The sequence below is a fragment of the Pedobacter sp. ok626 genome, assembly GCF_900100435.1.
In the GTDB taxonomy this organism is placed as follows: domain Bacteria; phylum Bacteroidota; class Bacteroidia; order Sphingobacteriales; family Sphingobacteriaceae; genus Pedobacter.
The window spans coordinates 193,977-216,694 of the sequence record NZ_FNEX01000003.1 but is presented as its reverse complement, the minus strand read 5'-3'; the positions used below and the strand labels follow the sequence as shown (position 1 = coordinate 216,694).

Sequence of the window (22,718 nt, the reverse complement as noted above, 5' to 3'; positions counted from 1 at the left end):
TAATGTAAAACTTGTCGATTATTTAGGTTTTTTCATCTCTAAAATTGAACAAATGTCTGATAAATCGTCTCACGCGCTTCCCAAGCTTACGGATGAAGAATTGCAGGAGCTTGCGGTGTTTAATAATACTGTAACTCCTTACCCTATATATAAAACACTAAACATTCTGTTTGAAGAACAAGTGTCGAAAGCTCCGGATCATGTCGCCTTGCAGTTAGGCAGTAAATTGTTAACCTATAAGGAGCTGAATGATAAGTCAAATCAGTTAGCAAGGCGGATTATTGAGTTAGGTGTAAAACCAGGTGATAACATCGGATTGCTGACTGCACGGAACTTTGAAATGGTTATAGGTATGTATGCCATACTTAAAGCGGGAGGAGCCTATGTACCTGTTGATCCCGAATATCCAATCGAGAGGCAGCAATATATACTTTCCGATGCTGCGGTAAGTTTATTGGTCACAGACATTTCCTATCCGATAAATGCGCTGATGCCTGATTTAAGGTCCTTAGCGATAGGCACTGTTGCATTTGAGAAATACAGTGCAAGTAATCTAAATATATCCATTGATAGTCGCCAATTGGCTTATATCATTTATACCTCAGGTTCGACCGGGAAACCTAAAGGGGTAATGATCGAACATCATTCTGCAGTAAATCTGGTATTATGGGTAAACAATCGTTTTGATATTGGATCAAATGATCGTCTGCTTTTTATCACCTCTATGTGTTTTGATCTTTCTGTTTATGATATATTTGGAATTTTAGCTGCTGGTGGATCCTTAGTGATTGCAGCGCAGGCGCAGGTAAATGATCTGAATGAACTGTTGCGTATGCTCCAACATTATCAGATTACCTTTTGGGATTCTGTACCTTCTACAATTGACTATCTGGTTAGAGAATTGGAGTCAACGAACAATGATTATAGACAGGAATATTTAAGACTGGTGTTTTTAAGTGGCGACTGGATCCCATTGGATTTGCCTGATAGGATTAAACACTTTTTCACCAAAGCGAAGGTAATTAGTTTGGGAGGCGCTACAGAAGCTACCGTATGGTCAAACTATTTCCCAATCGAAAAAATAGAGGCCAATTGGAAGAGTATTCCTTATGGTCGGCCTATAGCAAATAACTTCTTTTATATTCTTAATGAGCAACTACTGCCCGTACCAAAAGGGGAAGTAGGTGAGTTGTTTATTGGGGGCGTAGGCGTAGCACGCGGTTATGCAAATAGTGCGGAAAAAACTGCCGATGCTTTCTTAGCCGATCCCTTTAATAAGAACTATGACGGTAAAATGTATCGGACAGGGGATCAGGGACGAATGCTGCCAGAAATGAATATGGAATTCATCGGTAGAAAAGATGATCAGGTTAAAATCCACGGATTTAGAGTAGAGCTTGGTGAAATTGAGTATTTACTGAATAAATCCCTGCATTTAAAGAGCGCTGTAGTGCTTGCAAAGAAGAATAAGAACGGACAGAAGGATTTGATTGGTTTTGTGGTTCCTTTCGAAAAATTTGATAAGGCTGTAATCATAGAGGATTTAAAACACGGTCTACCAGATTATATGATTCCATCCGTATGGGTAGTTATGGAAAAGTTTCCCCTCAATATTAACGGTAAAATTGATAGGAAAGCTTTATTGGAAATGGAATTACAAGAGGAGGTGGCTCGATCACATACCCAAGCCGTTACTCCAGTCGAAAAAACAATGGCAGCTATATGGGAAGAAGTATTTGGTATAGCGGATATTGGTATTGAAGATAATTTCTTTGAGCTTGGTGGACACTCCCTGATGGCCCTTCAGATTATGTCTCACTTTGAAAAACAAACAGGCACCAAGCTCCCTGCGGTAAGGTTATTTAAAAATCCAACCATTTTATCCTTACTGGCCTCTATAAGTGATACGGATGAAGTTCGAAAATCGCAATCGCTTATTCCGATCAAACCTACAGGAAATAAGATGCCCTTATATATCATACACGGAGATGGTCTGTATGTGTTGAGTTTTAATGATCTGGCTAAATATGTAGATGCCGAACAGCCATTATATGGCTTACAGCCTGCAGATCTGAATGGAGTGCAGCAGGATATTAAAACCATGGGCGATATTGCTGGTCATTATGTAGATGAAATTATAGAACATAATCCTAATGGCCCTTATGCCATAGCTGGCTATTCGTTTGGGGGCTATGTGGCGATCGAAATGGCCAGGCAACTGACTGCGCTTGGAAAAGAAGTGAAGATGCTGGGAATTTTTGATACAGATGCAGAAAATGCTTTTTACAACAAGTCATGGCGTGTAAAGCTACCAAGGAAAATTAAACGACAGATCCCCAAGCTACTCTGGATTTTGAAATCCTTCTTTAAAGATCCTTTAGACACTTTAAGTTACCAGTATAACTTGTTCTTAAATAGGATATATAAGGTTTTTTATAAGTTGGGTTTAAAAAAGGATCCCAAAAATGAGGGTGTTTACAGCCATATCAATGCAATTAATCAAAAGCATCAGGAAGCATTTAAAGCTTATTATATGGAACCATTTAACAATCGAATCTATCTCTTTAAAGCTGAAAAACGCGTCTATTTTGTGGATGATTTTAAATACCTGAGCTGGCATAAATATGCGAAAAATGGAGTGAAAGTCTTTGATGTTCCAGGAGACCATGCTACTATGCTACATCAGCCTCATGTTCGGGAATTTGGGAAAAAACTCCAGGAAGCGCTAAATAATTGTTAATTGATTACCCTAAATTGAGGTTATGACCATCCAGCCGATAACAGAAAAAGATATTGAAAATTGCGCAGAAATATTTGTTCAGACCTATAATGAAGCGCCATGGAATTATCATTGGGAACTTAAAGATGCTTTGATGTATTTGAAGGAATACTATTCTTCGCCTCAATTTAAAGGCTTTCTTTTATACGATGATGATGTTTTTGCAGGTGCAATGTTTGCGCATACGAAGACTTGGTGGACAGGCGGACAACTTTATATTGATGAGTTATTTATTGCGCCATATTCGCAAAAGAAAGGATATGGCAGAACTTTGATGAAATATGCAGAGCAATATGCACTTGAAAATGGGATAGGTACAATCACGTTAATGACCCACAAGTTTATGCCATCAATGAAATTCTATGAAGGTATTGATTATATGCATGCTCAACCGCTTGTTGTTTTATTTAAACCCCTTTTATAAAGGGATTTCCCTTCCTTTATGGTTTCTAATACCTTAATCTCTCTTATTTTTTCAGGATTTATGGTTAATGGATCTTGATCGAGAATTACCATATCGGCAAACTTGCCAACTTTTAGTGATCCTTTAGTGTCTTCTTCGTGGTATTGATAAGCTGCGTTAATGGTAATCGCTTTAAGCGCTTCTATCGGCTTAATTCGTTCGTTGGGACCAAGTATCCTTCCTGAACGAGTTTTTCTATTTACGGCAGCGTATACAGATGTAAGCAGATCCGGAGGGGTAACTGGTGAATCATGATGCATTGTGAAAATTATACCAGCTTTTAGTGCAGAATTTGCGGGGCTGATAAAAGCTGCTCTTTCAGGACCAAAAACGCTAGAATAATGCCAATCTCCCCATAAATAGACCTGCGTTGAAAAATAGGAAGGAATCACTCCGATGTCTTTGATTTTTTGAATATGGTCTGGGCGACTATTTTGAACGTGAATTAATGCTGCTCGCAGTTCAGGCTTATAGATGCCTTCATCTTTTAATTTTTTAATTACCCTGATCGCCTGATCTATCGCTGCATCGCCATTGACATGTAGCTGAGCGGTTATGCCGTTTGAAAAAAGTATTTTTAAGTCATTATACAAAACTGAATCTGTAAATATCGGGAATCCTTTGTAATCTGGTCTCTGGCCTGCAGGTGGAATCAGGTAAGGTATAGTTAACCAGGCAGTTTTACCTTGGGGGGATCCATCGTCGGAGAACTTAAAGCCACCAAGTTTTAAGCGGTTATTATACTTCATGTATTCCGGTTTGAATTTGTCAAAGTCTTTCTTGAAATATTCAAAATCAGGAAAATAAACAAGATCTGCTTTTAGCAGTTTTTTGGCTGCCGCTTCTTTTAAAAGGGAAACACTTTCACCCATTGTTCTACCGTCGCAAATTGTAGTTTGACCATAGCTTAACCATTCGTCCTGGGCAATCATCAGGTTTTTCATGGATTGAGTAAGATTGGTGTCTCCATCTAAAACATAAGTATCTTCCATCTTAGCTATTTTAGCACCCTGATCTTTGCTCATTTTTTTTGTCAGCGTTAGCAATGCTGTAAAACAGGCGTTCTCTTCTAATTTTCCATTTAATTTCCCTGTTTTTTGATCCCGGCCATAATGTCCACCTGCAGGGTCGTTAGCATTTTCTTCAATGCCAACAAATTTAAGCATAGCTGAATTCGCAACGGCGGCATGACCAGATGCATGTATAGTAATGATTGGGTTGGTTTCGCTGATGGCATCCAGTTCCTGCCGGGTTGGATGTCTATGCTTTATCATAATGGCATCATCATAACCATTGCCAATAAGGGGAAGGCCTGCTGGAATTTTATGGTCTTTGATGTATTTTTTTACTGTGTTTTGTAAATCCGGAATAGAATTTACTGTACCATAAGGGCTTGGTGACAAGTCGATAGCCTGAATCATTCCCGCGCGGGAAGTGATGTGGCCATGTGCATCAATAAAGCCAGGTAAAAGCGTTTTGCCTTTAAGGTCGTATGTTTTTGTTGAATCACCCAGATATTGGTCGGCTTCAGTTTTTTTTCCGGTAAATATGATTTTTCCGTCTTTTACAACAACGGCTTCTACAGTGGGATTTGCATCTTCCATGGTTATGATAGTTCCACCAAAATATATGGCATCGGCTTTATCTTTTTTTGTTTTGTTTTGACAGCTAAAAAGGAGAATGGCAACGATGAGCGGGAGCAAGTAGCCTGTTTTCATGGAGTCGCTTTTAGAGTATTTGGATAAGAACAACGTAGGCCGTCAATTGTTTGGATCAAGCGGAGTTCTTGGGGGGAAGAAAATTAAAGAGCCTCCTATCGGAATCGAACCAATGACCTACTGATTACAAGTCAGTTGCTCTACCAGCTGAGCTAAGGAGGCTTTTAATATTTTTGAGATTGCAAATGTATGACTTTATTGTTGCCCTGCAAATTATTTTCCATAAGTTTTTTAGGAAAGTAGGAGTGTCAACCCGTAATTTTCTAGCTATTAATATTTTGGCGTTTATTTTTTTTTTTAAAAATAATTAGAAGAACGATTAAAAGGTTGGCTTGTTCAAAAATACACATGGAAAGAGTTGAAAATAGTTACACGTTCTTCTGTACAGTTTGAAGAATGGCTACAGTTCTGGTATTTTGTGCAGATGTGTTTTTGTTGGCTTACTTTATTTCGGATATATTCAAAAGTCTTAAACTTGGCAGCTAGGATCAAATATTTAATTGTTTAGCATTGGTTTAAACCTGGTGTCTTTGTTTCTCAAATCAAGCCCCCCTTCATATACAGATTTTAAATTGATAAGGTAAAAAGACCAACCATTATGGCAACCTAATCTGGTATACTGTTTATTATAATCATCAGTAGGGATATCTTTTTGTGTCAGCTCTACTAAGACATACTCTTCCTGTTGCGTTAATGTAATTTCAACGAGGCAAGCACCAGCGAATGTAAATTGAATAAAGTCTTTTCCGTTGGCCTGATTGATATGGCCATGTTCTTTTTCTTCATAAATATGCCAAAGCCAGTCGTAAGTAAATCCTGGTTGTATTTGACTATCCCTTTCTACTTTTTTGCTATTGGTGTCGTGAAAAATGGCTTCCTTTAGAAACCATCTCTCAATTTCTGAGGGTCTTGTCCATGCGTCGTAAAGTGTTGGCATTTTCGCCTCTACCAATATTCTAATTGTAAATGATGTCCAGTCAAAATCTTTCATCAGTATATATTTTGTTATTTAAGAGTTTCATATTTATTGTAACTCAAATATAAATAAACCCTATGAAGGTGGGGTTTGTGTAAGCGGCAAAGGCTGGGGGTATATGCGACAAATGTGGATCTTTATTTTTTAGCCCTATCCATAAAGCTTTTGTGATTCAATTGCGCCTCTACTTCTTCGATAGCCTTCATGATGTTGTTGCTAGTATTCGTTAATTCCGTTAAAGCAACGACCATAGTTTGCCATACTGGCTGCATTTGTTGCAGTAGCTTTTTCCCTTTTTCCGTAAGTAATATTAGGCGTTTACGTTCGTCCTGTTTGTCTTTTTTTGAACGGATAAGCTTTTCCTTTTCAAGTTCTTTTAACAAGCTAATGGTGGATGGATGGGTGTAGCCAATTTCGGTAGCCAGTTCTACAACACTTAACACGGGTTTGAAATGAAGGGTGTAGATCACTGGAAACCATTTGGGTTCAAAGTCGATACCATTTGTTTTGTATATCTGGAAGCCATCTTTTCTCAATTGTTCGCTAAGGCGTTGAAGTCGTGTGGATATACCTAAAATACCCGACTCATTTATAACATTCATATGTGGAAATGATAAAATACATCATCGGCCTTCATTCTCGGAAAATAGGGCGGGAGCGCATCCGCGCTGATTTTAGTAAAGCCATTCTTTTCATAAAAACGATGAGCTGCTTTAAGCATAGTTACAGTTCCCAGATAAATATCGGTAATGTTATTTGCCGAGCAGAACTCAATCAGGTTATCTAACAACAGTTGCGCAATGCCATGTTCCTTTCCCCTGAACTCCTTTTTAACAAACATTTTTCGTAACGCACAGGCTTTATGGCCTGTATTGATCAGTGCGATAGTGCCTACCAGTTCATCTCCATGCTTTGCACCCAGGAAGCTGCCGCCATCCTGAAGATAATTTGTTTCAATATCCAAAAGGTCAGGCTGATCGGCTAAAGTTACGGGGACATTGAATTCAATTTGCTGTATCGGTAAAATCAGATTGATAATCTGTTCACAGTACGCATTATTTAATGGTTCTATAGTGATGTTGATGCTCATAATATATCTGGTTATGTACAAGTATACGTAGTTAGCTACATATATTAAATATTTAGTCCAAATATTTTTTAATCATATTTTTGTAATAAAATCGGCAGAAAAGAAGTACTTATTTCAAAACTAGCTAGTTGTTTTCAATAAAAATGTAAAAAATGTAGATTATATTTCGAGATTTCGTGCGAAATATAATTTTGTGTTGTACTTTTGCGGGAAATTTCAAATAAATGACTCGAAAAAATAGTAATCCGGATAAAACTGTGGATGTTGTGCTGATTGGGGCAGGTATAATGAGTGCTACTTTAGGTATGTTACTCAAGGAACTTCAGCCGGATATCACTATCGAAATTTTTGAAAGATTAGATGTTGCTGCAGCTGAGAGCTCAGATGCCTGGAACAATGCAGGTACAGGACATTCGGCCTTTTGTGAATTGAACTATACGCCACAATTGCCTGATGGGTCTGTCGATACTAAAAAGGCCGTTTCAATAGCAGAATCATTTGAGGTATCTAAACAGTTTTGGTCTTTCCTTGTGAAAAGTAAACTGGTAGATAAACCTGAAACATTTATAAAAAGCATCCCACATGTAAGTTTTGTATGGGGCGAAAAAAACGTTGATTTCTTACAAAAGCGTTTTGAAAAACTACAGCAAAGTGACTTGTTTAAAGGAATGATTTATTCTGAAGATACAGAGCTACTTAAAGAATGGATGCCTTTGGTAATGCAAGAGCGTAATTCGTCTGATAAAGTTGCTGCCACAAGAATGGAATTGGGAACCGATGTTAATTTTGGCGCCCTAACCAGGATGATGTTTAATAAACTTCAGACCAGACCTGACGTAAAGCTTCATTTTCATCACGATGTGAAAAAACTGAAGCAGAAAAATGGCTTATGGGATGTGAAGGTTAAGGATGAAACTACCGGGCAGAAAAGAGTAGTAAAAGCAAAATTTGTATTTATTGGTGCTGGTGGTGGTTCATTGCCATTGCTTGAAAAAGCAGGCATACCAGAAGGTAATGGTTTTGGTGGTTTCCCTGTAAGCGGACAATGGCTTAAGTGTGTAAACCCTGAAATTATTGAGCAACACAATGCAAAAGTATATGGTAAAGCTTCGGTAGGTGCGCCACCGATGTCTGTACCACACTTGGATACGAGAATGATCGACGGAAAGAAAGCTTTGCTTTTTGGACCATATGCAGGTTTTTCTACCCGCTTTTTAAAACACGGTTCATTGCTGGATCTTCCTTTGTCTATTAAAGCGAACAATATTCGTCCGATGATCTCTGCTGGATTAGATAATTTACCGTTAACCAAGTATCTGATCAATCAGGTTCGTCAATCTCCTGAAGATCGTATGGCTGCCTTGAGAGAATATTTCCCAGGTGCAAAAATGGAAGATTGGGAATTGGAAACAGCCGGTCAGCGTGTACAGGTAATTAAAAAGGATGAAAAACATGGTGGTATTCTTGAGTTTGGTACCGAAGTAGTAACTGCGGCAGATGGTTCTATCGCAGCGTTGCTAGGTGCTTCTCCGGGTGCTTCAACAGCAGTTTCAATTATGATTTCATTAATGGAACGTTGCTTTGCAGATCAAATCAATACACCTGAATGGCAGCAAAAACTTAAACAGATGATTCCTTCTTATGGTGAATCATTAGATGGTAATTCGCAATTAACCGATAACATCAGAGCTCAAACAACACATGCACTAGGATTAGACTACGGGTTAAACTAGTCCTCATCTTATACGGAAAGGCCATCTTGCAAAACAAGATGGCCTTTTTTATTGTATATTTAAGAGAAATGCTAAATCTTAAATAAAGCCGTATGCCCCGTTGGTCTAAAATTACACTCAAAGTTCTGGCAGCTCTTGTCGCACTAATCTTACTTATTTACGTTGGGTTGGCAATTTATGTAAGTGCCAATCAAAAAAAACTGTTGGCTACAATTACTGAGCAGCTCAATAAAAACATCAGTGGTACAATGACAATCGGTAGTATGAATCCTACCTTTCTTAAGGGCTTTCCGGGGGTGTCCTTGAGCCTTAAAAATGTAATTCTGAAGGATAGTCTCTGGGAAAATCATAAGCACAGTTTGCTGGAGGCTAAAGATTTCGATGTTTCCGTGAATGTAATTGGACTCTTAGGCGGTCATGTCGACATTGAAAAAATAGGCATTAACAATTCTACGATCTACTTATTTACAGATAGCAATGGCTATAGTAACACCGTAGCTTTGAAAAAGACATCGCAAAAAGATCAAGCTGCTAAAAAAGGATCAGTTCCTACTCAGATCGGACACATCATTTTGAACAATGTAAATTTTGTGGTCGACAATAAAAAAGGACATAAACTTTTTCATTTTGTAGTGGATGAACTGAGAGGGAAAATAGAATATCCATTACTCGGAGGCTGGGAAGCAAATATCAAAATGAAAACGCTAGCGAAAAGCTTAGCCTTTAATACAGCAAAGGGGAGTTTTGTTAAGGATAAGCTCTTGGATGGGACATTTGAGGTCAAGTATGATGATGGTACTCGTGTTTTTGATGTAGCACCTAATAAGTTGAACATTGGAGATGATTTATTTATCATCGGGGGCAGATTTGATACTTCAAAAGAAGGCACTGATTTTACTATAGATATTGAAGCTCCTAACATCCTATGGAAAAGCGCTGCAGGGCTCCTTGCTCAAAACATAACAACGAAGCTTAATATGTTTAATCTCGATAAACCTATCTATGTGCAATGTACCTTAAAGGGAAATATGGGGGCTGGGGGCGACCCACTGATAAATATTAAGACTTTAGTCAAGGATAATGTATTGACTACTCCTGGTGGAGTGGTTAAAGATTGCAGCTTTAACGGTACATTCAACAATAACTATGTAAACGGAAAGGGCTTAGGCGATGCGAATTCGATCATAAAGCTCTACCACTTTAAAGGTAGCTATGAAGAACTACCCTTTTTAATGGATACCGTATTTATCAATAACCTCGAAAAACCTATTGCCACAGGTATTTTTAAATCGCACTTTGATATTGCAAAATTAAACAAAGTAGTAGGTCAGGAAACTTTAAAGTTTGGCAAAGGAACCGCAGATGTAAATCTATCTTATGTTGCTGATGTTGTAGATTTTGAGTTGACAAAGCCTTTGGTTTCAGGATCGATAGCGATAAAAGATGCCGACATCAGTTATGTGCCTAGGAAGCTAAATTTTAGCAACACAGCTATTCAGCTAAACTTTGCAAATAATGATCTTTTTATAAAGAACATCCATTTGCAGAGTGGCAAAAGTGTTGTTTTAATGGATGGGGTAGTGCGTAATTTCTTAAACCTATACTATACCGCACCTGAAAAGATATTGCTGACCTGGCAGATTCGCAGTCCACAAATACATCTTGCAGAATTCCTGGGGTTCCTGGGAAGTAGAAATCGAGCGATAAAAGCAAGAGGTAAACATGGAAAGCGAACTACCTTGTCTGAAGATTTGAATACGGTATTCGAAAAGAGCAATGTGAATATGCATTTAAGCGTAGATAAAGTCTATTACAACAAGTTCTTGGCTACCAATGCTATAGCAGATTTACATCTTTCTGAATCTGGTATTGCTATTCAAAATGTGGGATTAAAACATGCAGGCGGGACGCTTAAACTCAATGGAAAGATTACCCAAAAAGGAAACCTGAACAGGTTTAATGTAAACACAGTTTTAAGCAATGTGGACATTAAACACTTCTTTTATTCTTTTGACAATTTTGGGATGAAGAGTCTTACTTCAAAGAATTTAAAGGGGTATCTCTTTTCTAAAGCAAGCATTTCTGGTGGCATTACTGATCAGGGTAAATTGGTAACCAGTTCCATGGTTGGTAACCTCGTATTTGACCTTAAGAAAGGGGCGCTCCTTGATTTTGAACCCATCATCAATGTGGGTAAGTTTGCTTTTCCTTTCAGGGACCTAAATCACATTACATTTGATAACCTGAATGGTAAATTTGATATCCGTGGACAAAAGATCACAATCAGCCCCATGCAGATTAACTCCAGTTTGCTAAATATGGATGTTGCCGGGGTTTATTCCCTGTCTACCGGCACAAATATAGCACTCGATGTGCCGCTCCGAAACCCAAAGAAAGATGCTGGTATTACCGATCCCGATGAGAAAAAAGCCAGACGTATGAAGGGGATTGTTTTACATTTATTGGCTACTGATGGGGAAGATGGAAAGATCAAAATTAAACTAAACAGGAACAGAGAACAAAGTAAGTAAGGTATTTTCTATAAAATCTATCAATTATCCTCCAGTTTATTTCACAGATAGGCGGATAATTGCCTATTTTCGGGTTTTCATTACAGATTTATAACCCGAACCACAATGAACAAGCCAATACTTGTTTTGAAATTAGGCACAGCCTCTATAACCACTGAAAAAGGAGAGCTTGATGAATTGGTAATTGCTGATGTTGCCAGACAGGTAGCAGATGTAGCAAAAGATTACCGGTTAATACTTGTTTCATCTGGCGCAGTAGGCGCCGGAAAAAAATACATCAAAAATTATAAAGGAAAGATTTCCGAGCGTAAAGCAGCGGCTTCAATCGGCAATCCGCTACTATTGAATACTTATTCCAAACATTTTCTACCCTATGGGATATGTATTGCTCAAAGTCTTTGTGAGCGTCAGCATTTCTCTAACAGGAAGCAATTTTTACAATTGAAAGAAACCTATGAAGAGCTTTGGAAAAATGACGTAATTCCCATTGCCAATGAAAATGATGTAGTCAGTAGTCTGGAATTAAAGTTTTCGGATAATGATGAACTGGCTACGCTGTTGGGAGTAGGTTTTGGTGCTTCATTAATTCTATTGGGAACTTCAGTTCCGGGGGTATTAGATAGAGAAGGTAAGGTGATAGATAAAATTGAAAGTATAAACAACGATATTTTCTCACTTGCTGATAAGAACAAATCAGATTTAGGCTTAGGGGGAATGATCTCTAAATTAACCTTTGCGCACCTGGCTTCGACTATGGGCATTAAGGTTGTCATATTTGGCGTACGCACTCCGGATGGTATCACCAAAGCCGTTCAGGAAAAAACGGGCACAGTTTGTATCCCTAAAGATTGCAGCATTTCGGCCAGAAATAAATGGCTGGCTAGCGGCAGTTTAGTTACGGGCCGCATTATGGTTGATGATGGTGCCTGTGAAGCCATTAGAAACCGCAAAAGTTTACTTGCGGTAGGTGTATTATCTGTTATCGAGCGATTTAGTGATGGAGAGATCTTTGAAATCACAGATGCTCAGGATAATATCGTCGCGGTTGCACGTGCTAAAACCTCGTCAGAAGCAATCGCTAAGGACTCAAAACAACGTAATCTGGAAATCGCAAACGCGAGTGATATTGTAATATTATAAATAATGGAATCGATTCAACAACAGTTAATTAATGCGAAAAAGGCTCAACACTCTATTTCTTCTTTAAGCGATAAAGGAAAGCAAGCCCTGCTCAATGATTTGTCTGTGCTGATTAAAGCGCAGTCTGCGGAAATTATTACCCAAAATCTAAAAGATTTAGAGAAAATGCCTGTATCAGACCCCAAATGGGATCGCCTGTTGTTGAACGAAGCCAGGATACTGGATCTTGCCACAAGTCTTATTGATGTTGCAAACCTTGACGATCCTACAAATAAAGTGCTTTCAGAAAATACATTGGCGAATGGCCTTTTTATTCAAAAGAAAACGGTCCCAATTGGTGTTGTAGGTGTGATTTACGAGTCGAGACCTAATGTAACTATTGATGTTGCAGCCTTGTGTATCAGGTCTGGCAATGTATGCTTATTGCGCGGTGGACAGGATGCTTATCATACCAATTTATTTATCGTTTCTTTAATTCAGCGTGTTTTAATTGCGCATGGTTTGGATAAGAATGTGGTACAGCAACTTCCAGGCGACAGAAAATATATCTTAGATATTTTACAGGCCGAAAAATATATTGATGTGATCATTCCGCGGGGCTCAAATCAGTTGATTGAGTTTGTGCGTAAAAATGCCCTGGTTCCCGTTATTGAAACCGGAGCTGGTGTTTGCCATACTTATGTCGAAAATACAGCAAAACTGGCGGAGGCAGCTGCTATTGTGGTCAACGCTAAAGTATCCAGACCATCGGTATGTAATGCATTAGATACCATTGTGGTGGATAAAGCTGTTGTGGAACCATTTCTAAATTTAGTAGCGCCTTTGCTATCTGGGTATAATGTAGAAATATTTGCCGATGAGCGTTCTTTTCCAATTCTGGAGCAATTGAATTATCCTCAGGTAAACAAAGCTACTGAAGAGGATTTCGGAAGAGAGTTCCTCGATTTCAAATGTTCGGTAAAGGTGGTGGATGATATGGATGAGGCTTTATCACATATTGCTAATTTCTCTTCAAAACATTCTGAAGCTATTGTTACAGAAGACCTGATTAAGGCTGAGCGGTTTTTAAATGAAGTTGATGCAGCGGTAGTTTATTTAAATGCTTCGACCAGGTTTACAGATGGACAAGTCTTTGGTTTAGGTGCTGAAATCGGTATATCTACGCAAAAGCTTCATGCCCGTGGACCTTTTGCACTTGAGAAACTGGTTACCGAGAAATGGGTAGTTAGGGGAGAAGGACAGGTTCGCTAATCTGCTAATTTTCAGTTGCATGCATGCGATATAATTCCCCTCTTTGGGAAATTTATGCATCGGTTAATTTGATGTTGTAACACGAAAATGCCTTAGTTTAATTGCTTTCAGCTGCCTTTGTTTGGCTTGAATTTTGAAAATACTTGTTGTGGATCCACCACAAATAAATTAAACACAAGTACTTGAGATCAGACAGCCTACTTAGAATGCTTGAAGTAATAGACGATTATGCTATTCTCTTTTTAGACAGGCATGGAAATGTTGAGAATTGGAATAAAGAAGCGGAGAAGATTAAAGGATACACGGCCGATGAAATTATCGGGCACAATATCAATGTGTTCTATAGTGAGGAAAGTCGAAGGAACAAATTACCTGAATTACTTATTGAAGAAGCCCGACTAAGAGGTAGAGCGCAACACGAAGGATGGCGCGTAAGAAAGGGCGGCGAGCTGTTTTGGGCATTCGTTACTATTTCTGCAATTTATGGGGACAAAAGTGAGGTGGTGGGTTATTCTAAATTCATCAGGGACCTTACTGCTAAGCGGCAGTTGGAAAAGACAACAGAAGAGTATGCCCGTGAATTGGAAATCAAAAACAAGGAACTAGAGCAGTTCGTATATATTGCTTCTCATGATTTACAGGAACCTTTGCTGACCGTTAAAAACTTCGTAGAGCTGTTTAAGGATGAGTATAAAGACGTTTTTGATGATAACGCAAGGTTGTACCTCCAATTTATAGATCGTTCTACAGAGCGGATGCGCAACCTGATCAAAGGTTTACTCGATTATGCAAGACTAGGAGGGCACCAGGTTAAAACACTTGTGGATTGCAACCTGCTTATGGATAGTTTACAGAATGATTTGTTTAGTAGTATAAATGCTGCTGGTGCTACAATTACGTACAAAAATCTGCCTATTGTTTATGGTTTTGAAACTGCGTTGAGACAGCTTTTTCAAAATCTATTGAGCAACTCTTTAAAATTTAAAATGCCAGGAATACCACCGCAAATTGACATCTCTGTAGCTGCTCATGATAACTTTTGGCATTTTGAATTTAAGGATAATGGAATCGGTATCGAGGCCTGCTATAAGGAGAAGGTGTTCGTTATGTTTCAGCGCTTACACAATGTAGCCGATTATGAAGGTTATGGTATTGGGCTGTCTCATTGTAAGAAGATTGTAGAATTGCATGGTGGCAGAATTTCAGTTGAATCAGTCTTAAACGAAGGAAGCACTTTCAGCTTCACGTTAAGGGTGTAAGAGAAAAGCAAGACAAAATAATTGATAAGAATAAAAGAAATATATATTAATGAAAAGATATAAAGATCTTGATTGTGTACTATTAGTTGATGATGATGTTTCTACCAATTTCATCCATAGGAGAATTGTGGAGAATACTAAGATAAATGTAGATGTGAAAGAAATTTCTTCTGCAAAAGAAGCATTGGATTATTTAACTTATTCCGGCAAGTATGAAAACATGGAACATGCACCAAAGGCAGGTATCATATTTTTAGACATCAATATGCCCGGTATGAACGGTTGGGATTTTATTGCGGAATACAAAAAACTGGATGAAAAGCATAAAGCCAGGATTGTGGTGGTGATGCTTACAACCTCTCTTAACCCAGATGATGAGCAACATGCTGCAAATGTTGAGGAGATTGCTACTTATCTGCATAAGCCCCTAAACATGGAGGCTTTTGCAAAAATCGCTGATAAGTATTTTGAAGTTATAAATGAAGAATGATCCTGAGGTAATTAAACCTCAAGATCATTCATTACTGCTTTAATTTTATCGCCAAGTTTGGCATCAGCTTCTTTAAAGCCTGCTTTATTTTCTAATGCTGCATTTACACTGCAATAGAACTTAATCTTAGGTTCTGTTCCAGAAGGTCTTGCAGAAACGATACTGCCATCCTCGGTTATAAACTGCAATACATCAGATTTAGGCAATTCCAAATCTGTTTTTACACCAGATTTAATATCTGTTTGCACACCAAGTTCATAATCTTTCAGGGTTTTAATTTTCGAACCACCTAAAGTAGCTGGAGGGTTATTTCTAAACTTCTCCATCATGGCTTTAATATCTTCCGCGCCCGTCTTACCTTTTTTAGTGATAGATACCAGTTCTTCTTTATACAATCCGTACTCTACGTACATGTCCAATAAGGCGTTGTATAGACTGCTACCTTTATCTTTATAGAAAGCGGTCATTTCCGCGATAAAAGCACAAGAAACTACTGCATCTTTATCTCTTACTAAATCACCAATCAGGTAGCCATAGCTTTCTTCACCTCCACCTATAAAGGTCTTTTTGCCTTCTAGCTGAGTCATCACCTGGCCAATCCATTTAAAACCAGTCAATGTGTTGTAGTAAGTCACATTTTTAGCTTCAGCAATGGCTTCGATTAAATTAGACGTGACAATGGTTTTTACAATGTATTCGTTACCTGTAAGTTTACCTTTTTCTTGCCATGCAGTTAGCAGGTAGTTAATCAGTAAGCTGCCGGTTTGGTTTCCGTTTAACAATACAAACTCGCCATCGTTATTTTTTACGGCTATACCTACGCGGTCGGCATCAGGATCTGTAGCCAATACTAAATCTGCATCTATTTCCTGCGCTTTTTTCAAAGCAAGGTTAAGTGCGTCTTTTTCTTCTGGATTAGGATAAACCACAGTAGGGAAATTACCATCTGGTTTACTTTGTTCCTCAACAACTGTTAAGTTGGTAAAGCCAAATTGCTCCAATGCTTTAGGCACCAGCGTAATTCCGGTTCCGTGAATAGGAGAGTATACAATTTTAAGGTCTTTCTGACGTGCAATTGCATCCGGAGATACAGATAGAGCAGTTATTTTGTCCAGGTATAATTGATCGATTTCTTCGCCAATCAATTCAACATTGCTATCCACACGGTCAAATTTAACAGCATCAATGCTTGTGATTTTTGCCACTTCATCCATTACCATGCTGTCGTCTGGCGAAGTAAACTGTCCACCATCTGCACCGTAGGCTTTATAGCCATTGTATTCTTTCGGATTGTGGGAAGCGGTAAGCATTACTCCACTCTTACAGCCTAAATGACGAATAGCGAAGGACAACTCTGGAGTAGGTCTTAAAGCCGAAAAGAAATAAACATGTATGCCATTTGCCGAAAATACATCAGCTGTGATCTTAGCGAAATAGTCAGAATTGTTACGACTGTCGTGCGCTATAGCTATTTTAATCTTTTCTCCTGGGTATTTATTGTTCAAGTAATTAGACAAGCCCTGTGTTGCAGTACCAATTGTATATTTATTGATTCTGTTTGATCCTGGGCCCATTATTCCTCTTAAACCACCAGTTCCAAATTCCAAACTTCTGTAAAAAGAGTCTGTAAGATCAGTAAAGGCTTCCTTGTCTAAAAGGCTCTTTATCTCTTCTTTGGTGTTTTTATCGTAATTACCGTTAAGCCATTCATTTATTGTGCTTAAAGTAGCTTGTTCTAACTGCATATGTTGTCGTTCCAAATTTTATTTTGTCTATTTTGCCTTTATTATGCGTGTTTTACTTAAATTCACGCCCAATTACAAGTATATGACCATTTTGGCTAAAATTAAAATACTTGAGGCAAATAAATATAGCTATTTATACAGCTTTTAACCTTTAAAAATTAAATAAACCGAAAATGAGACAGTTAGGCTTTGCCTGAGGTTTCAAAATTATTAACAACAACAACGAATTATGAAAGTATTAAAGTTTGGAGGTACTTCTGTAGGAAGCCCTGAGCGCATGAAAAAATTGCTGGATATCATCAATCCAGCAGAAGAACAAATTGTCGTATTGTCGGCCGTGTCCGGTACTACCAATAGTTTAGTAGAGATTTCAGCCAAACTTTTAAAGGAAGATAAACAGGTTGCGTTAAGCTTAATTAACGCATTACACCAAAAATATAATGAGTTTGTAATAGAACTTTTAACTGAAGGGGAGTTTCGTGAGCAAGGACAAGAAGTTGTAGATTACCACTTTAACTTTTTAAGCTCTTTAGCTAATGATATCTTTACACCAGTTGAAGAGAAAGTAGTATTGGCTCAAGGCGAATTGTTGTCTACCACCTTATATCACATCTATTTAAAGTCTATCGGCGTACCATCGGTATTGCTTCCTGCATTAGATTTCATGAAAATTGATGAGGATAACGAACCAGATGTACCTTATGCAACTAAACATTTGCAACCGATATTAGATCAGCATAAAGACAATAAATTATTCATTACCCAAGGTTTTATCTGTAGAAATAGCTTTGGCGAAGTAGATAACCTGCGTCGTGGTGGTAGTGATTATACAGCATCTTTAATCGGAGCTGCAATTTTAGCTGAAGAAGTCCAGATCTGGACAGACATTGATGGTATGCACAACAATGATCCCAGGATTGTAAAAGGGACCAAACCAATTTCACACCTTTCATTTGATGAGGCCGCTGAGTTGGCTTATTTCGGTGCTAAGATCTTGCATCCGCAATCGGTTTTCCCGGCACAGAAATACAAAATTCCGGTTAGGTTACTCAATACCATGGAGCCAGGCGCTGCTGGAACATTGATCTCAACAGAAAGTGAAAAAGGAAAGATCAAATCTATCGCTGCAAAAGATGGGATTACTGCTATTAAGATTCAGTCGAGCCGTATGTTATTAGCTTACGGATTTTTAAGAAAGGTATTTGAAATCTTCGAAAGATATAAAACGCCAATTGACATGATTACTACTTCTGAAGTAGCCATCTCATTAACGATTGATTTTACCGAGAATTTGGATAAGATCGTTGAGGAGCTGCATGACTTTGGGTCTGTGGAAATAGATACTGACCAGTCGATTGTTTGCGTGGTTGGTGATTTTAGTGCGGAGAAACATGGTTATGCTGCTCGTGTATTGGATGCGATTAAACACATCCCATTAAGAATGATCTCTTATGGTGGAAGTAACTATAACATTTCATTGCTGATCAATACCACCGATAAAACAGAGGCTTTAAAAAGTTTGCACAACAGGTTGTTTGAGTAAGAAAAGATAGGATTACCTTTTCTTTATCCATACCAGGATACCAATAGCAATAAAGATGAGTACGATAAAGAACCTGATTCTTCTGTCGTACTCTTTTTTACTGATCTTATTGTTGCGAAGATCTAAATTGTTACCGATGTAAATCAAGCTGAGTACAACTAAAAAAAAAATAACAAGATATTTGAACATTATGTTTTCTAATAAAGATATATCACAATTCGCAAATTTAGAGACACCTTTCTATTATTACGATTTGAATTTGCTGCAGGATACTTTAAACGCCTGCGCAGACACCGCTAAGTTATACAATTTTCATGTGCACTATGCCATGAAGGCGAATTTCAATCAAACCGTTTTACAAAAGATTAAGGCTGTTGGTTTTGGTGCCGACTGTGTAAGTGGTGGGGAAGTAACTAAAGCGATTGAACTAGGTTTTGGTAAGAACCAGATTGTTTTTGCTGGTGTTGGCAAGTCGGACAAGGAGATTAATTATGCTTTAGATCAGGATATATTCTGTTTTAATGTGGAATCTGTTCAGGAATTGGAAGTGGTCAATGAACTGGCGGCAAAAAAAGCTAAAGTAGCAAGAGTGGCCATCCGTATCAATCCAAATGTTGATGCACATACACATCATAACATTACTACCGGTTTAGATGAGAATAAGTTTGGTGTGAATGCCTGGGATTTGCCACAATGCGCGGAAACCTTGAGAGCTTCAGCAAATATCGAATTTATTGGTATACACTTTCATATAGGCTCTCAGATCACTAATCTTGATGTTTATAAAAACCTTTGTGTACGCGTAAACGAATTTGCGTTGTGGTTCGAAGAAAGGGGCTTCACCGTTAAGGTGTTAAATGTTGGCGGTGGTTTAGGTATCGACTATCATAACCCAGATCATCAAATCCCTGACTTTAAGAGTTATTTCAAAATATTCTCTGAATTTTTGGAAATTAAAGCTGGGCAGGAAGTTCATTTTGAACTGGGAAGAGCTTTGGTTGGTCAATGCGCTTCATTGATCAGCAGGGTTTTATACGTAAAGAACGGAAAGAAAAAGAACTTTGTGATCTTAGATGCAGGTATGACTGAATTGATGCGTCCAGCTTTATACCAGGCGTACCATAAAATTGAAAACCTAACCAGGGGTAACGTAACTGCTTTAAAATATGATATTGTAGGACCGATTTGCGAAAGTACGGACTGCTTTGGAAAAGAAGTAGAACAACCTGAAAGTTTTAGAGGCGATTTTTATGCCATTAGAAGTGCAGGTGCCTATGGAGAAGTTATGGCTTCAAAATATAATCTGCGTGATGAAATCAGATCGGTTTATAGCGAAGAGGCTTAATCTCCAGACATGAAAAAAAGCGAGCATTTCAATTAGAGATGCTCGCTTCTTTTATATGGTAAATTTTAGTCTTCAAAGAAATCAAGTAAGCCACCTAGGTAATACTCATCCAAACCTTGAGTAAAATCTTCGAAATCTTCGTCAGGAATATTGGTTTGTGCAAACTCCAATGATGTTCCTCTTTTATCCTCATGCAACTTGATGGTTACGATAGAAGGTTCGCTTTCTTCACCAAAATACCATTGTTGCACTATTTTCTTTCCGTATTCAAATTCCAGGTTCTTGCCCACAATATCGCCGTCCCAAAAAGAAAACTCCGTTCCCGGTTCTTCTGTAAATTCAACCTCAGCACCAGTCCACAACTTAATGCTTTGTGCCTTGGTCATCGCTAGATATACTTCTTCAGGACAAGCAGGGATCTGATAATATTTTTTAAAGTTCTTCATTAATCTTATTTAAACGCATTTAATCCGGTTACGTCCATTCCGGTTATTAGTAAATGTATATCATGTGTCCCTTCATAGGTCACTACTGATTCTAAGTTCATCATGTGGCGCATGATTGAGTATTCGCCTGTTATACCCATACCACCCAGCATTTGTCTGGCGTTTCTGGCAACATCCAAAGCAATTTCAACACTGTTTCTTTTAGCCATTGATATTTGTTCTGGTGTAGCCCTATTTTCACTTTTAAGCACACCTAAGCGCCACACTAAAAGCTGAGCTTTTGTAATTTCAGTGATCATCTCAGCCAGCTTTTTTTGCTGTAACTGAAAGCCGCCAATAGGCTTACCAAATTGTATACGCTCTTTAGAATAGCGTAAAGCCGTATCGTAGCAATCCATAGCCGCACCCAAGGCCCCCCAGGCAATACCATACCTTGCCTGATTTAAGCAACCTAATGGCCCCTTTAATCCAGTAATGTCTGGGAAGACGTTCTCTTTTGGAACCTTCACATTGTCAAACACCAGCTCGCCAGTAGCCGAAGCCCTTAAACTCCATTTGCCATGTGTTTCAGGTGTGGTAAAACCTTCCATGCCACGCTCTACAACCATTCCTCTTATTTTGCCCGACTCATCTTTTGCCCATACCACTGCGATATCAGCAAAAGGAGCATTAGAGATCCACATTTTTGCACCATTCAACAGATAGTGATCACCCTTATCTTTAATATTGGTTACCATTCCACTTGGGTTCGAGCCATGGTCAGGCTCAGTTAAGCCAAAACACCCCATCAGTTCACCTGTGGCCAGTTTTGGTAAGTATTTGCGACGTTGCTCTTCTGTACCATAAGCGAATATAGGGTACATCACCAACGAACCTTGTACAGAAGCAGTAGACCTGATTCCAGAGTCACCACGCTCAATTTCCTGCATCAATATACCGTAAGCCATATAATCTAAACCAGCGCCACCGTATTCAACAGGAATAGTGGGACCGAAGGCACCAATTTCTCCCAATCCATTGATGATATGTTTTGGAAACTCAGCTCTTTGGGCACAGTCCTCAATAATCGGACTTACTTCTTTTTTTACCCAATCTCTGGCTGTTGAACGAATGAGTTTATGCTCTTCAGATAGTAGCTCATCTATAAAATAGTAATCAGGGGCTTCGTAAAGATCTTTTTTCGCAGATTTGTTCATTGTTTCCTCTATATTTGGTTTAGTAACCGGCCATATATTCAAAGGTACTAATTTCAAGGTATGGCTGTTAATACCTTATTAAAATTAATATTTGCCATATGCCCCAAGATCGTAATTATATTCAGACTGTCGCACTTAAAGATGTTAAATGTTTTGCCTTACATGGCTACTATCCGGAAGAGCAGTTGACTGGTATTTATTTCATGGTTGATGCTGTGGTAGAATTTACACCTTTTGGCGATACCGAGAATTTGGAGCATACCGTAAATTATGAGGTGTTGAATACCATTATATTAGAAGAAATGGCCAATACGCAAAAAATGCTCGAAACAGTAATCAAAAACATAATCGATCGAACCATTGATGCATATCCATTTGTGCTAACTGCTACTGTAGGCATAAGAAAGTTAAATCCTCCTATGCCCGGGGAAGTAGGTCACTCATTTGTGCAGTTGAGTTATAAAGCTTAAGGCTACAGCTGTTCAAAAGAAATCATTCTTTCCCGTTCGTCTTTTGGTATTGGGAATGAGCTTTTGGTCGCATAATTGAAAGCTACGCAGGTTGTTTTACCTCGGTTACAGATTTCTTCTTTACCGTGTACCAGTTTTACGAGTATATATTCCAGGTCGAAACTACTGTTTCCAATTCTGGACGTCCGTACATACGTGCTGATTTTATCTTCTATAAAAACGGGTAAAATATAGTCTAACGAAGCCTGAGCGATTACAACTCCGGTTTTTTTCCAGTCCCACTGAATTGCATGGTTCCAGTATTTAGCTCTGGCTATTTCCATGTAGGTAAAGTATACCGCATTGTTCACATGGCCCATCATATCGAAATCTGCAAAACGGGTTTCCAATGCAGTTTTATACTTAAAACTGTCTAAAGTTTCGGCTAGCTCTGCCTTTTTGTCTTGATGTTTAGTTTTTTTACGCCAAAATGTCTTAAAAATCATAATAAATAGGGTTGGTACAGGAGTTGAATAAGGATTTATATATAAAAAACAAAAACTT

19 protein-coding genes and 1 tRNA gene are annotated in these 22,718 nt (G+C 38.4%); 11 read left to right on the top strand and 9 right to left on the bottom strand.

The genetic code is table 11. The annotated features are described in order from the left end of the window. The first annotated feature begins 52 nt into the window (after window positions 1-52). On the top strand, window positions 53-2,740 hold the full coding sequence (locus BLS35_RS05275; RefSeq protein WP_090778524.1) for a non-ribosomal peptide synthetase: 2,688 nt from the start codon (window positions 53-55) through the stop codon (window positions 2,738-2,740). Between the two features lie 22 nt (window positions 2,741-2,762). After that, window positions 2,763-3,203 carry a GNAT family N-acetyltransferase gene (locus BLS35_RS05270; RefSeq protein WP_090778522.1) on the top strand — a complete coding sequence of 147 codons (441 nt, stop codon included), beginning with the start codon at window positions 2,763-2,765 and terminating at the stop codon, window positions 3,201-3,203. On the opposite strand, the gene BLS35_RS05265 is transcribed toward BLS35_RS05270, so the two are convergent. The 5 genes from BLS35_RS05265 to BLS35_RS05245 all read right to left on the bottom strand — a co-directional run bounded on the left by BLS35_RS05265 (window position 3,167) and on the right by BLS35_RS05245 (window position 7,026). Next, window positions 3,167-4,960, bottom strand: coding sequence for an amidohydrolase (locus tag BLS35_RS05265; RefSeq protein WP_090778520.1), 1,794 nt, complete (start codon window positions 4,958-4,960; stop codon window positions 3,167-3,169). The two genes, BLS35_RS05270 and BLS35_RS05265, sit on opposite strands and share 37 nt — an antisense overlap. Before the next feature lie 89 nt (window positions 4,961-5,049). Further along, a tRNA-Thr gene (locus tag BLS35_RS05260) sits at window positions 5,050-5,122 on the bottom strand. Between the two features lie 334 nt (window positions 5,123-5,456). Then, the gene (locus tag BLS35_RS05255; RefSeq protein ID WP_090778518.1) at window positions 5,457-5,951 is read right to left on the bottom strand and encodes an SRPBCC family protein; all 495 of its coding nucleotides are present in this window, start codon (window positions 5,949-5,951) and stop codon (window positions 5,457-5,459) included. Between the two features lie 122 nt (window positions 5,952-6,073). Continuing rightward, a complete protein-coding gene (locus tag BLS35_RS05250; protein ID WP_090778516.1) occupies window positions 6,074-6,538 on the bottom strand; it encodes a MarR family winged helix-turn-helix transcriptional regulator in 465 nt (154 codons plus the stop codon). Then, window positions 6,535-7,026, bottom strand: coding sequence for a GNAT family N-acetyltransferase (locus BLS35_RS05245; protein ID WP_175459571.1), 492 nt, complete (start codon window positions 7,024-7,026; stop codon window positions 6,535-6,537). Before BLS35_RS05245 ends, BLS35_RS05250 begins: the two co-directional genes overlap by 4 nt. 224 nt (window positions 7,027-7,250) lie before the next feature. Here BLS35_RS05245 and BLS35_RS05240 point away from each other — a divergent pair, with 224 nt between their 5' ends. The 6 genes from BLS35_RS05240 (at window position 7,251) to BLS35_RS05215 (ending at window position 15,430) form a co-directional block, all read left to right on the top strand. Beyond that, window positions 7,251-8,759: a malate:quinone oxidoreductase gene (locus BLS35_RS05240; protein ID WP_090778514.1), complete on the top strand. Its 1,509-nt coding sequence runs from the start codon at window positions 7,251-7,253 to the stop codon at window positions 8,757-8,759. Between the two features lie 92 nt (window positions 8,760-8,851). After that, window positions 8,852-11,290 (top strand): AsmA family protein, encoded by a 2,439-nt coding sequence (locus BLS35_RS05235; protein WP_090778512.1) that lies wholly within the window; start codon window positions 8,852-8,854, stop codon window positions 11,288-11,290. Between the two features lie 105 nt (window positions 11,291-11,395). Next, complete coding sequence (proB, locus tag BLS35_RS05230) at window positions 11,396-12,430, top strand: glutamate 5-kinase (protein WP_090778511.1); 1,035 nt, start codon at window positions 11,396-11,398, stop codon at window positions 12,428-12,430. A 3-nt stretch (window positions 12,431-12,433) separates the two neighbouring features. Next, complete coding sequence (locus BLS35_RS05225) at window positions 12,434-13,681, top strand: glutamate-5-semialdehyde dehydrogenase (protein WP_090778509.1); 1,248 nt, start codon at window positions 12,434-12,436, stop codon at window positions 13,679-13,681. Between the two features lie 182 nt (window positions 13,682-13,863). Further along, entirely contained in the window at window positions 13,864-14,940 is a 1,077-nt protein-coding gene (locus BLS35_RS05220) for a sensor histidine kinase (protein WP_254778684.1), read from the top strand. 49 nt (window positions 14,941-14,989) lie between these two features. Then, window positions 14,990-15,430 carry a response regulator gene (locus BLS35_RS05215; RefSeq protein ID WP_090778506.1) on the top strand — a complete coding sequence of 147 codons (441 nt, stop codon included), beginning with the start codon at window positions 14,990-14,992 and terminating at the stop codon, window positions 15,428-15,430. 11 nt (window positions 15,431-15,441) lie between these two features. On the opposite strand, the gene BLS35_RS05210 is transcribed toward BLS35_RS05215, so the two are convergent. Beyond that, on the bottom strand, window positions 15,442-17,175 hold the full coding sequence (locus BLS35_RS05210; protein ID WP_090778504.1) for a phospho-sugar mutase: 1,734 nt from the start codon (window positions 17,173-17,175) through the stop codon (window positions 15,442-15,444). A gap of 229 nt (window positions 17,176-17,404) precedes the next feature. On the opposite strand from BLS35_RS05210, the gene BLS35_RS05205 reads away from it, so the two are divergent. After that, window positions 17,405-18,718, top strand: a complete 1,314-nt coding sequence (locus tag BLS35_RS05205; RefSeq protein ID WP_090778503.1) for an aspartate kinase — start codon at window positions 17,405-17,407, stop codon at window positions 18,716-18,718. Between the two features lie 190 nt (window positions 18,719-18,908). Continuing rightward, window positions 18,909-20,063 carry a diaminopimelate decarboxylase gene (gene lysA / locus BLS35_RS05200; RefSeq protein WP_090778501.1) on the top strand — a complete coding sequence of 385 codons (1,155 nt, stop codon included), beginning with the start codon at window positions 18,909-18,911 and terminating at the stop codon, window positions 20,061-20,063. 65 nt (window positions 20,064-20,128) lie between these two features. Here lysA and BLS35_RS05195 read toward each other — a convergent pair whose 3' ends face one another. Further along, entirely contained in the window at window positions 20,129-20,509 is a 381-nt protein-coding gene (locus BLS35_RS05195) for an SRPBCC domain-containing protein (RefSeq protein WP_090778499.1), read from the bottom strand. A 5-nt stretch (window positions 20,510-20,514) separates the two neighbouring features. Further along, complete coding sequence (locus BLS35_RS05190; protein ID WP_090778976.1) at window positions 20,515-21,705, bottom strand: acyl-CoA dehydrogenase family protein; 1,191 nt, start codon at window positions 21,703-21,705, stop codon at window positions 20,515-20,517. 98 nt (window positions 21,706-21,803) lie between these two features. Here BLS35_RS05190 and BLS35_RS05185 point away from each other — a divergent pair, with 98 nt between their 5' ends. Next, window positions 21,804-22,175, top strand: coding sequence for a dihydroneopterin aldolase (locus BLS35_RS05185; RefSeq protein WP_090778497.1), 372 nt, complete (start codon window positions 21,804-21,806; stop codon window positions 22,173-22,175). A gap of 2 nt (window positions 22,176-22,177) precedes the next feature. Here the strand turns inward: BLS35_RS05185 and BLS35_RS05180 are convergent, their stop codons facing one another. Next, on the bottom strand, window positions 22,178-22,660 hold the full coding sequence (locus tag BLS35_RS05180; RefSeq protein ID WP_090778496.1) for an acyl-CoA thioesterase: 483 nt from the start codon (window positions 22,658-22,660) through the stop codon (window positions 22,178-22,180). Between the last annotated feature and the right edge of the window lie 58 nt (window positions 22,661-22,718).